Below are 11,514 nucleotides of genomic sequence, written 5' to 3'. Positions count from 1 at the left end.
AGCGCGCAAATTTTTTACGTCGTTTATTTTAGAGCCGACAGGTTCTTAGTTACAAACAACAAGCAAATAAGGAAAAGATAGAATGGCTAAGGGGCAATCTTTGCAAGATCCGTTCCTGAACGCATTGCGTCGTGAACGTGTTCCGGTTTCTATTTATTTGGTGAATGGTATTAAGCTGCAAGGCCAGATTGAGTCTTTTGACCAGTTTGTCATCCTGTTGAAGAACACGGTTAGCCAGATGGTGTACAAGCACGCTATCTCTACCGTTGTCCCGTCTCGCCCGGTCTCGCATCACAGCAACAACCCGAGCGGCGGTTCAAGCAACTATCACCATGGCAACAATCCGTCTGCGCAGCAACAGCCGCAGCAGGAAAGCGATGACGCTGAATAAAGCGCGTTGCAAGTCAACCATGACGGGGAGCATAAGCAGCCGCGGGCTGTTTATGTCCCCCAAACTCACGGTGAGTGTCCGTTTGAGAGGTTGCACGCTTGTTTGACCGTTATGAAGCCGGTGAGCAGGCCGTACTGGTTCATATCTATTTCTCGCAAGACAAAGATACGGAAGACCTCAACGAGTTCGAATCGTTGGTTTCCTCAGCCGGTGTCGAAGCTTTGCAAGTGGTGACCGGTAGCCGCAAAGCCCCGCATCCGAAGTACTTTGTCGGCGAAGGAAAGGCCGAAGAAATTGCAGATGCGGTGAAAGCCAGCGGCGCGTCTGTTGTCCTGTTTGATCATTCCCTTTCCCCGGCGCAGGAAAGAAACCTCGAGCGCCTGTGCGAATGCCGGGTGATCGATCGCACCGGGCTGATTTTAGACATCTTCGCCCAGCGTGCCCGCACCCATGAAGGTAAGCTGCAGGTGGAGCTGGCGCAGTTGCGTCACATCGCCACGCGTCTGGTACGCGGCTGGACGCACCTGGAGCGGCAAAAAGGGGGGATTGGCCTGCGCGGGCCGGGGGAAACCCAGCTTGAGACCGACCGTCGCCTGTTGCGTGATCGCATCAGCTTGATTCTGCGCCGCCTGGAGCGGGTAGAAAAGCAGCGTGAACAAGGCCGACGCGCGCGGACCCGCGCCGATGTGCCGACCGTATCGCTGGTGGGCTACACCAACGCCGGCAAATCCACCCTGTTTAACCGAATAACGTCTGCCGAGGTGTATGCGGCGGACCAGCTATTTGCCACCCTGGATCCTACGTTGCGGCGCATTGACGTGCCGGACGTGGGGGATACCGTGTTGGCGGATACCGTAGGCTTTATCCGGCACCTGCCGCACGATCTGGTGGCCGCCTTCAAGGCAACGCTGCAGGAAACGCGCCAGGCATCTCTGCTGCTGCACGTCATCGATGCCGCAGATCCGCGCGTCGATGAGAACATCGAAGCGGTGAACACCGTGCTGGCGGAGATAGACTCGGATGAAATCCCTACACTGTTAGTGATGAACAAAATAGATATGCTGGACGATTTTGTGCCGCGTATCGACCGCAACGACGAAAACCTGCCGATCCGGGTGTGGCTGTCCGCCGCCAGCGGAGAGGGTATTCCGTTGCTGTATCAGGCGTTGACGGAGCGCTTATCGGGGGAGATCGCGCATTACGAATTGCGCTTACCGCCACGGGCAGGCCGTCTTCGCAGCCGTTTTTACCAGCTTCAGGCGATTGAAAAAGAGTGGAACGAAGAAGACGGCAGCATTGGCGTGGTGGTGCGAATGCCGATCGTCGAATGGCGTCGTCTTTGCAAGCAAGAACAGGACCTGATTGACTTTATCGTATGATCATATCCTGTTACATTTATGCTTCGCGAAAGCCTGAAGTACCCAATCACAGAATATGGAGCTAAAACATGGCGTGGAATCAGCCCGGTAATAACGGACAGGACCGCGACCCGTGGGGGAGCAGCAATAACAATGGCGGCAACTCTGGCGGTAACAACAAAGGCGGTCGTGATCAAGGGCCACCTGATTTGGACGATATCTTCCGCAAACTGAGCAAGAAATTGAGCGGTTTCGGCGGAGGCAAAGGCTCCAACAGCAATAGCGGCGGCACCGGCACCTCTGGTCCGGGCTTCAGCGGCCGCATTATCGGTATCGCGGCGGTGGCCGTGGTGGTGATTTGGGCCGCCAGCGGCTTCTACACCATCAAGGAAGCCGAGCGCGGCGTCGTGACGCGTTTCGGCAAGTTCAGCCACCTGGTGCAGCCGGGCCTGAACTGGAAGCCGACCTTCATCGACGACGTGCGTCCGGTGAACGTGGAATCCGTGCGCGAGCTGGCGGCGTCCGGCGTGATGCTGACCTCCGATGAAAACGTGGTGCGCGTGGAAATGAACGTGCAGTACCGCGTGACCAACCCGGAAGCGTACCTGTTCAGCGTCGTCAATGCCGACGACAGCCTGAGCCAGGCGACCGACAGCGCCCTGCGCGGCGTGATCGGCAAATACTCGATGGACCGCATCCTGACCGAAGGCCGTACCGTGGTGCGTAACGATACGCAGCGCATGCTGGAAGAGACCATCCGTCCTTACAACATGGGCATCACGCTGCTGGACGTCAACTTCCAGGCGGCGCGTCCGCCGGAAGAGGTGAAGGCGTCGTTCGACGATGCGATCGCCGCGCGTGAAAACGAGCAGCAATACATCCGTGAAGCGGAAGCTTACGCCAACGAAGTTCAGCCGCGTGCGAACGGCCAGGCGCAGCGTCTGCTGGAAGACTCCAAGGCTTATAAGGACCGTACCGTCCTGGAAGCCCAGGGTGAGGTGGCGCGCTTTGCCAAGCTGTTGCCGGAATACAAGTCCGCACCGCAGATCACCCGCGAGCGTCTGTATATCGAAACCATGGAAAAAGTGCTGGGCCATACCCGTAAGGTGTTGGTGAGCGACAAAGGCAACAATCTGATGGTGCTGCCGCTGGATCAGATGCTGCGCGGCCAAGGCGCGGCGCCGGAGAGCGGCAACAAGGATACCAGCCTGATTCGCCTCAATCCGAATCCTGCGCCGGCTGCCAACAGCAGCGCCCCGCGCACCAGCGGCGGTTCGATTATGGATCAGCGCCGGGCGAATGCGCAGCGTGACGACACCACTCGCGTAGGGAGAGAGTAATCAATGCGTAAGTCTTTTGTAGTTATTGTCCTCGCGGTGCTGGTGGTGCTGTACGCTTCGCTGTTCGTGGTGCAGGAAGGCCAGCGCGGCATCGTGCTGCGCTTCGGCAAGGTTCTGCGCGACGGCGAAAACAAGCCGCTGGTGTATGCGCCGGGTCTGCACCTCAAGATCCCGTTCATTGAGACCGTGAAGAACCTGGATGCGCGCATCCAGACCATGGACAACCAGGCCGATCGTTTCGTGACCAGCGAGAAGAAAGACCTGATCGTCGACTCCTATCTGAAGTGGCGTATCAGCGACTTCAGCCGTTACTACCTGGCGACCGGCGGCGGCGACGTCTCCCAGGCCGAAGTGCTGCTGAAACGCAAGTTCAGCGACCGTCTGCGTTCCGAAATCGGCCGCCTGGACGTGAAAGACATCGTGACCGACTCGCGCGGCAAGCTGATGTCCGACGTGCGTGACGCGCTGAACACCGGCACCGTGGGTGATGGCGAAGAAGTGGCGACCACCGAAGCCGATGACGCTATCGCCTCTGCGGCGGCGCGCGTTGAGCGGGAAACCACCGGCAAACAGCCGCAGGTTAACCCGAACAGCATGGCGGCGCTGGGCATCGAAGTGATCGACGTGCGTATCAAGCAGATCAACCTGCCGGCCGAAGTGTCCGACGCCATCTACCAGCGTATGCGCGCCGAGCGTGAAGCGGTAGCCCGTCGTCTGCGCTCGCAGGGCCAGGAAGAAGCCGAGAAGCTGCGCGCCAGCGCGGACTACGAAGTGACCCGTACCCTGGCTGAAGCCGAGCGTCAGGCGCGTATCACCCGCGGTGAAGGCGATGCCGAAGCGGCCAAGCTGTTTGCCAACGCGTTCAGCCAGGATCCGGACTTCTATGCCTTTATCCGCAGCCTGCGTGCCTATGAAGCCAGCTTCAAGGACAACCAGGACGTGCTGGTACTGAGCCCGGACAGCGATTTCTTCCGCTACATGAAGTCGCCTGATAGCCTGCGCAAGTAAGCGCGGCAGGCAATCTGATCGAGGGCCCGTTTACGCGGGCCCTTTCTCGTTTTTGGGGGATGCATGAACTCAACGATTTGGCTGGCGCTCGGGCTGGTTCTGGTGTTGGAAGGATTGGGGCCGATGCTGTTTCCGCAGGCCTGGCGCAAAATGATTGTGGCGATGTCGCAGTTGCCGGACGCGACGCTGCGGCGATTTGGCGGTGGAATAGTGGTTGCGGGCTGCGTGATCTACTACATGTTGAGCGGCCGCACGGGTCTTTAAAGTCTAGCCCAAAATTTATGCAATCGTATGCTAAAAGTGCTGAAAATCGAAAATTACGGTGGTAGAATCCATTTTTAAGCAATCGGTGATTTTGAAAAATGGGTAAGAACGTCGTCGTACTGGGCACCCAATGGGGTGACGAAGGTAAAGGCAAGGTTGTAGACCTGCTGACTGAACGGGCTCAATATGTTGTGCGCTACCAAGGTGGCCATAACGCTGGCCACACTCTGGTAATCAACGGTGAAAAAACCGTTCTTCATTTAATTCCTTCAGGTATTCTGCGTGAAAACGTCACCAGCATCATCGGCAACGGTGTTGTTCTGGCGCCGGACGCGTTGATGAAAGAAATGGGTGAACTCGAAGCGCGTGGCATCCCGGTACGCGAACGTCTGTTACTCTCTGAAGCTTGCCCGTTGATCCTGCCTTACCACGTTGCGTTGGATAACGCGCGTGAGAAAGCGCGCGGCGCAAAAGCGATCGGCACCACCGGTCGCGGCATCGGCCCGGCTTACGAAGATAAAGTGGCTCGTCGCGGTCTGCGCGTCAGCGATCTGTTCAACAAAGAAACCTTCGCCGCTAAGCTGAAAGAGATCGTCGATTACCACAACTTCCAGCTGGTCAACTACTACAAAGTTGAAGCCGTCGATTATCAGGCGACGCTGGACTACGTGCTGTCTATCGCCGACATCCTGACCGCCATGGTGGTTGACGTTTCCGAACTGCTGGACGGTGCGCGCAAGCGTGGCGACCTGATCATGTTCGAAGGCGCTCAGGGCACCCTGCTGGATATCGACCACGGTACTTACCCGTACGTGACCTCTTCCAACACCACCGCTGGCGGCGTGGCTACCGGTTCCGGCATTGGCCCACGTTATGTGGACTACGTGCTGGGCATCGTGAAAGCCTACTCCACGCGCGTGGGTGCAGGCCCGTTCCCAACCGAACTGTTCGATGAAACCGGCGAGTACCTGTGCAAGCAGGGTAACGAGTTCGGCGCCACCACCGGCCGTCGCCGTCGCACCGGCTGGCTGGACGCGGTAGCGGTACGTCGCGCGGTGCAGATCAACTCCCTGTCCGGCTTCTGCCTGACCAAACTGGACGTCCTGGACGGCCTGAAAGAAGTGAAGATCTGCGTGGGTTACCGCATGCCGGACGGCCGTGAAGTGGACACCACTCCGCTGGCGGCTGAAGGCTGGGAAGGCATTGAGCCTATCTACGAAACCATGCCGGGCTGGAGCGAAACCACCTTTGGCGTGAAAGAGCACAGCAAGCTGCCTCAGGCTGCGCTGAACTACATCAAGCGCATCGAAGAAGTGACCGGCGTACCGGTAGATATCATCTCTACCGGCCCGGATCGCAGCGAAACCATGATCCTGCGCGACCCTTTCGACGCATAATCAGGCTTTGCGGCATTAAACAAACCGGGCGCGTCCCGGTTTGTTTTTATCCTGACTCCCTCCGATTGCGGTTTCACGTCAAAAAATCCTTTCATAAACCCGCCTTAGGGCGCGGGATTCGCTAAATAATTAGCGACGAACTCTCCGGCTGGTTTATTATCCAATGAGTAATCTTTTGAATAGCGCCGAAAAGCGGCGTATCAGACGGGTAAAGCGATACCCAGAGGTAAGATGTGCAGTTAACAAGTTTTACTGATTATGGCCTGCGGGCGTTGATCTACATGGCCTCGTTGCCGCAGGACAAGATGACCAGCATCTCGGAAGTGACCGAGGTTTACGGCGTGTCTCGCAACCATATGGTGAAGATCATCAATCAGTTGAGCCGGGTAGGTTTTGTCACGGCGGTGCGCGGCAAGCATGGCGGCATTCGCTTGGGCAAACCGGCCGAGAGCATTCGCCTCGGCGACGTGGTGCGGGCGCTGGAGCCGCTCGCGCTGGTTAACTGCAGCAGTGATTTTTGCCACATCACCCCTGCCTGCCGATTGAAGCAGGTGCTCCACCAGGGCGTACAGAATTTCCTTGAAGAGCTGGATAAGCATACGTTGGCCGACATGGTCGAAGACAATCCGCCGCTCTACAAGCTATTGCTTGTCGAATAAAACGACGTTGAGAAGACAAGGCTCAACGTCATCCTGCTGATGACAACGGAGGAACCGCAATGTCACAAGATCCATTCCTGGAACGAGAAGCAGAAAAATACGAATCCCCTATCCCCAGTCGTGAATATATCCTGGCCCATTTGGCGAAAAGAGAAACGCCGGCCAGCCGCGAAGAACTGGGCAACGAACTGGGCCTCAGCGGTGAAGAGCAGCTGGAAGCGCTGCGTCGCCGCCTGCGCGCCATGGAGCGCGATGGCCAGTTAGTGTTTACCCGCCGCCAGTGCTACGCGCTGCCGGAACGTCTGGATCTGCTGCGCGGCACGGTGATCGGCCACCGCGACGGCTACGGCTTCCTGCGCGTTGAAGGCAGCAAAGACGATCTGTACCTGTCTGCCGAACAGATGAAAATGGCGATCCACGGTGACGTGGTGTTGGCACAGGCGCTGGGCGCGGATCGCAAAGGGCGCCGCGAAGCGCGCATCGTGCGCGTGCTGGTGCCGAAAACCAGCCAGATTGTCGGCCGCTTCTTCATGGACGCCGGTACCGGCTTCGTGGTGCCGGACGACAGCCGTCTGAGCTTCGATATTCTGATCCCGGCGGACAGCGTCAGCGGCGCGCGCATGGGCTTTATGGTGGTGGTGGAGCTGACTCAGCGCCCGACCCGCCGCACCAAGGCGGTCGGCAAGATCGTCGAGATCCTCGGCGACAAGATGGGCACCAGCATGGCGGTGGACATCGCGCTGCGCACCCATGAGATCCCGCATACCTGGCCGCCGCAGGTGGAAAAACAGGTGGCCGATCTCAGCGAGCAGGTGCCGGAAGCGGCCAAGAAGGGCCGCGTCGATCTGCGCAAGCTGCCGTTGGTGACCATCGACGGTGAAGACGCACGCGACTTCGATGACGCCGTGTACTGTGAGAAGAAACGCGGCGGCGGCTGGCGCCTGTGGGTGGCGATCGCCGACGTCAGTTACTACGTGCGCCCGCGCACCGCGCTGGACGACGAAGCGCGCAGCCGCGGCAACTCGGTGTACTTCCCGTCGCAGGTGATCCCGATGCTGCCGGAAGTGTTGTCCAACGGGCTGTGCTCCCTGAACCCGCAGGTCGATCGCCTGTGCATGGTGTGCGAGATGACCATCTCCGCCCAGGGGCGCCTGTCCACGGCCAAGTTTTACGAGGCGGTGATGAGCTCGCACGCCCGCCTGACCTACAACAAGGTGTGGCACATTCTGCAGGGCGATCAGGAGCTGCGCGAGCACTACCATCCGCTGGTCAAGCACCTGGAAGAGCTGCACGTGATGTACAAGGTGCTGGATAAGGCGCGCGCCGAGCGCGGCGGCATCGCGTTTGAAACCGAAGAAGCCAAGTTCATCTTCAATGCCGAACGCCGCATCGAGCGCGTGGAGCCGACGGTGCGCAACGACGCCCACAAGCTGATCGAAGAGTGCATGATCATGGCCAACGTGGCGGCCGCGCGCTTCGTCGAGAAACGCAACGAGCCGGCGCTGTACCGCGTGCACGATCGTCCGAGCGACGACCACATCTCCGCGCTGCGCAGCGTGCTGAGCGAGCTGGGGCTGACGTTGGGCGGCGGCAACAAGCCGCAGCCGAAGGACTATGCGGTGCTGATGGATGAAGTGTCCGAGCGCCCTGACCACGAAATGCTGCAAACCATGTTGCTGCGCTCGATGAAGCAGGCGATTTACGATCCGGAAAACCGCGGCCACTTCGGCCTGGCGCTGGCGTCTTACGGCCACTTCACCTCGCCAATCCGTCGTTATCCGGATCTGGCGCTGCACCGCGCGATCAAATATCAGCTGGCCAAAGAACACGGCGAGCCGAAAGAGCGCTGGACGCCGACCGGCGGCTGGCACAGCGAATTCGAAGAGATGCTGCAGCTGGGCGAACACTGCTCGATGACCGAACGCCGAGCGGACGAAGCGACGCGTAACGTCGCCGACTGGCTGAAGTGCGACTTCATGCAGGATCACGTCGGTGAAGTGTTCAGCGGCATCATCTCCAGCGTGACCGGCTTCGGTTTCTTCGTGCGCCTGAACGATCTGTTCATCGACGGGCTGGTGCACGTATCAACGCTGGATAATGATTACTATCGCTACGATAATATCGGCCAGCGCCTGATCGGCGAATCTTCCGGCACCGTCTATCGCCTGGGGGATACGGTGGAGATCCGCGTGGACGCGGTGCATATGGACGAGCGCAAGATTGACTTCGCGCTGGTGTCCAGCACCCGCAAAGCGCGCGGTGAAGGTAAAACCGAGCGCGATCGCGCCAAGAAGGGCGGCCAGCGCACGCTGCGCGACAACGGCAACGCGGGGCGCGGCAAGCGCCGCGGCGGCAAACCGCCGGCCAACTTCGAGCCGGACAGCGCCTTCCGCAAGCAGGATGACGCCAAACCCGCAGACAACGTGAAGAAGGCGAAAAAGAAAGCCAAGAAAGCGTCCGACAAAACGCGGAAAATCGCGGCGGCGACCAAAGCCAAACGCGCAGCCAAGAAGAAAGGTGCCGAGCAGGCTTAACCTGCCGCACATCGTTATCATCGGTCGGTTATCGCCGGCCGCACGAATTTAAAAGAGCATCATGAGCGAAATTATTTACGGCATCCACGCCGTCAAAGCCCTGTTAGAGCGCGATCCGCAACGCTTCCTGGAAGTGTTTATCCTGAAAGGCCGCGAAGATCGCCGCCTGCAACCGCTGATCGCCGAGCTGGAAGCGACCGGCATCGTGATCCAGGTGGCGAACCGCCAATGGCTGGATGACAAGGTTGAAGGCGCGGTGCACCAGGGGATCATCGCCCGGGTGCGCGAAGGGCGTCAGTATCAGGAGAACGATCTGCCGGGCCTGCTGGAAAGCGTGGAGACACCGTTCCTGCTGGTGCTGGACGGCGTGACCGACCCGCACAACCTCGGCGCCTGTCTGCGCAGCGCCGACGCTGCCGGCGTGCACGCGGTGATCGTGCCGCGTGACCGTTCCGCCCAGCTGAACGCCACTGCCAAGAAAGTGGCCTGCGGCGCCGCCGAAAACGTGCCGCTGATCCGCGTGACCAACCTGGCGCGCACGCTGCGTCTGCTGCAGGAAATGAACGTCTGGGTGGTGGGCACTGCCGGCGAGGCCGACCATACGCTGTATCAGAGCAAAATGACCGGCCCGATGGCGTTGGTGATGGGCGCGGAAGGCGAAGGCATGCGTCGTCTGACCCGCGAACACTGCGACGAACTGATCAGCATCCCGATGGCCGGCACCGTCTCTTCGCTGAACGTGTCGGTCGCCACCGGCATCTGCCTGTTCGAAGCGGTGCGCCAGCGCGGCTGATTCTTCTGACGGGGGCTTAGTGCTCCCGTTAATTCCCCCTCTTGTGATCCCGCCTGCGGCAGAAATCTCTGCGCCGACCATACTTACTCCTGACGCTTTTCTCAGGGAGCACTCTCATGGTCTGGACTACGCACACCGTTTTTAACCAACCCAAGCCGCTGGGCAACAGCAACCTGTTTCTCTCCGATACGCCGCTGCGAGAAGCGTTGCAGCGCGAGCAGGGCGGCTGGGACGCCGAGGTATTGGCCTCGCTGGGCCAGCAGCTCGGCACCCAGGAGTCACTGGAGCTGGGGCGCCTGGCCAATGCCAACCCGCCGGAGCTGCTGCGCTACGACGCCACCGGCCAGCGGCTGGACGACGTTCGCTTTCACCCCGCCTGGCATATCCTGATGCAGGGGCTGATCGCCAACCGGGTGCACAACCTGCCCTGGCAGGAGGATGCGCGCATCGGTTCCTTCGTGGCGCGCGCCGCGCGCTTTATGCTGCATGCGCAGGTCGAGGCCGGCACGCTGTGCCCGGTGACCATGACCTTCGGCGCTACGCCGCTGTTGCTGCAGGCGTTACCGGCCGAGTTTCGCTCCTGGCTGACGCCGCTGTTGTCGGATCGTTATGACGCTCACCTGTTGCCTGGCGGGCAAAAGCGCGGCCTGCTGATCGGCATGGGCATGACGGAGAAACAGGGCGGCTCCGATGTGCTGAGCAATACCACCACCGCCGCGCCGCTCGGCGCGCGCGGGCCGGGTGAAGCCTACCGGCTGGTGGGGCACAAGTGGTTCTTCTCGGTGCCGCAGAGCGATGCGCACCTGGTGTTGGCGCAGGCCGAAGGCGGGTTGTCCTGCTTCTTCCTGCCGCGCATTTTGCCGGACGGCAGCCGCAACGCCATTCGCCTGGAGCGGTTGAAAGACAAGCTGGGCAACCGTTCCAACGCCAGCAGCGAAGTGGAATTTCAGGACGCCACCGCCTGGCTGCTGGGGGAGGAGGGCGACGGCGTGCGGCATATCCTGAAGATGGGCGGCCTGACCCGTTTCGACTGCTCGCTCGGCAGCCACGGCCTGATGCGCCGCGGGTTGTCGGTGGCGCTGTATCATGCGCTGCAGCGGCAGGCGTTCGGCAAGCTCTTGATCGAACAACCGCTGATGCGTCAGGTTCTGGCGCGCATGGCGCTGCGGCTGGAAGGGCATACCGCGTTGCTGTTCCGGCTGGCCCGCGCCTGGGAGAGCCGCAGCAATGAGGGCGAGCTGATCTACAGCCGCCTGCTGACCCCGGCGGCCAAATACAGCATCTGCCGCCAGGGCATGCCGTTCATCGCCGAGGCGATGGAGGTGCTGGGCGGCATCGGCTACTGCGAAGAGAGCGAGCTGCCGCGCCTGTATCGCGAGATGCCGGTCAACAGCATCTGGGAAGGTTCCGGCAACATCATGTGTCTGGACGTATTGCGCAGCCTGCACAAACTGCCGGGTGCGCTCGAGATGCTGCAGTTCGAACTGCAGCCGGTGCGCGGCCAGAATCGGTTGTTCGATCATGCCTGGCGGCAGTGGCAGCAGCGCGCCCGGCAACCGAGTGAGGAGATGGGGCGGCTGCTGACCCAGCAACTGTTCGATCTGTGCTGCGCCGCGCAGCTGCTGCAGCACGCCAGCCCGCAGGTAGCCGACGCCTGGTGCCATCTGACGCTGGATCACCGCGGCGAGAGCCTGCTGTCGGCCGAGGTGTGCGAACTGCTGCTGAACCGCGCTATCGGCGGTTAGGGAAAAGGGTGGCGCGCGGCGGCGA

General features: G+C 60.4%; 10 protein-coding genes. All 10 read left to right on the top strand.

Features of this window, described 5'->3' with window-relative positions; translation table 11 throughout:
* Window positions 1-82: 82 nt before the first annotated feature.
* The 10 genes from hfq to ABTW55_RS11265 all read left to right on the top strand — a co-directional run bounded on the left by hfq (window position 83) and on the right by ABTW55_RS11265 (window position 11,489).
* On the top strand, window positions 83-391 hold the full coding sequence (hfq, locus tag ABTW55_RS11310) for an RNA chaperone Hfq (RefSeq protein ID WP_004933678.1): 309 nt from the start codon (window positions 83-85) through the stop codon (window positions 389-391).
* A gap of 98 nt (window positions 392-489) precedes the next feature.
* Window positions 490-1,770, top strand: a complete 1,281-nt coding sequence (gene hflX, locus ABTW55_RS11305; protein WP_004933675.1) for a ribosome rescue GTPase HflX — start codon at window positions 490-492, stop codon at window positions 1,768-1,770.
* 68 nt (window positions 1,771-1,838) lie between these two features.
* Window positions 1,839-3,089 (top strand): FtsH protease activity modulator HflK, encoded by a 1,251-nt coding sequence (gene hflK / locus ABTW55_RS11300; RefSeq protein ID WP_033636782.1) that lies wholly within the window; start codon window positions 1,839-1,841, stop codon window positions 3,087-3,089.
* A gap of 3 nt (window positions 3,090-3,092) precedes the next feature.
* A complete protein-coding gene (hflC, locus tag ABTW55_RS11295; RefSeq protein ID WP_033648702.1) occupies window positions 3,093-4,097 on the top strand; it encodes a protease modulator HflC in 1,005 nt (334 codons plus the stop codon).
* Between the two features lie 63 nt (window positions 4,098-4,160).
* Window positions 4,161-4,361 carry a DUF2065 domain-containing protein gene (locus ABTW55_RS11290; protein ID WP_004933666.1) on the top strand — a complete coding sequence of 67 codons (201 nt, stop codon included), beginning with the start codon at window positions 4,161-4,163 and terminating at the stop codon, window positions 4,359-4,361.
* Between the two features lie 98 nt (window positions 4,362-4,459).
* Window positions 4,460-5,758 carry an adenylosuccinate synthase gene (locus tag ABTW55_RS11285; protein ID WP_033654892.1) on the top strand — a complete coding sequence of 433 codons (1,299 nt, stop codon included), beginning with the start codon at window positions 4,460-4,462 and terminating at the stop codon, window positions 5,756-5,758.
* Window positions 5,759-5,991: 233 nt separating this feature from the next.
* Window positions 5,992-6,417, top strand: coding sequence for a nitric oxide-sensing transcriptional repressor NsrR (nsrR, locus tag ABTW55_RS11280; protein WP_033636784.1), 426 nt, complete (start codon window positions 5,992-5,994; stop codon window positions 6,415-6,417).
* Window positions 6,418-6,476: 59 nt separating this feature from the next.
* The gene (gene rnr, locus ABTW55_RS11275; protein ID WP_060422749.1) at window positions 6,477-8,951 is read left to right on the top strand and encodes a ribonuclease R; all 2,475 of its coding nucleotides are present in this window, start codon (window positions 6,477-6,479) and stop codon (window positions 8,949-8,951) included.
* Between the two features lie 61 nt (window positions 8,952-9,012).
* Window positions 9,013-9,744: a 23S rRNA (guanosine(2251)-2'-O)-methyltransferase RlmB gene (rlmB, locus tag ABTW55_RS11270; protein WP_004933653.1), complete on the top strand. Its 732-nt coding sequence runs from the start codon at window positions 9,013-9,015 to the stop codon at window positions 9,742-9,744.
* A gap of 116 nt (window positions 9,745-9,860) precedes the next feature.
* Window positions 9,861-11,489, top strand: a complete 1,629-nt coding sequence (locus ABTW55_RS11265; RefSeq protein WP_033654894.1) for an isovaleryl-CoA dehydrogenase — start codon at window positions 9,861-9,863, stop codon at window positions 11,487-11,489.
* The last annotated feature ends 25 nt before the right edge of the window (window positions 11,490-11,514 follow it).

The sequence above is a fragment of the Serratia sp. SM04 genome, from assembly GCF_040280225.1.
Taxonomy (GTDB): Bacteria; Pseudomonadota; Gammaproteobacteria; order Enterobacterales; family Enterobacteriaceae; genus Serratia; species Serratia sarumanii.
The sequence above is the reverse complement of the archived record's forward strand: the minus strand, read 5'-3'. Positions and strand labels throughout refer to the sequence as shown.

Bases quoted from the DNA above. Each gene is read 5' to 3' on its own strand.
- ABTW55_RS11265 (WP_033654894.1), top strand. From the start codon at position 9,861: ATGGTCTGGACTACGCACACCGTTTTTAACCAACCCAAGCCGCTGGGC.
- ABTW55_RS11290 (WP_004933666.1), top strand. From the start codon at position 4,161: ATGAACTCAACGATTTGGCTGGCGCTCGGGCTGGTTCTGGTGTTGGAA.
- hflC (WP_033648702.1), top strand. From the start codon at position 3,093: ATGCGTAAGTCTTTTGTAGTTATTGTCCTCGCGGTGCTGGTGGTGCTG.
- rlmB (WP_004933653.1), top strand. From the start codon at position 9,013: ATGAGCGAAATTATTTACGGCATCCACGCCGTCAAAGCCCTGTTAGAG.
- hflK (WP_033636782.1), top strand. From the start codon at position 1,839: ATGGCGTGGAATCAGCCCGGTAATAACGGACAGGACCGCGACCCGTGG.
- ABTW55_RS11285 (WP_033654892.1), top strand. From the start codon at position 4,460: ATGGGTAAGAACGTCGTCGTACTGGGCACCCAATGGGGTGACGAAGGT.
- hfq (WP_004933678.1), top strand. From the start codon at position 83: ATGGCTAAGGGGCAATCTTTGCAAGATCCGTTCCTGAACGCATTGCGT.
- rnr (WP_060422749.1), top strand. From the start codon at position 6,477: ATGTCACAAGATCCATTCCTGGAACGAGAAGCAGAAAAATACGAATCC.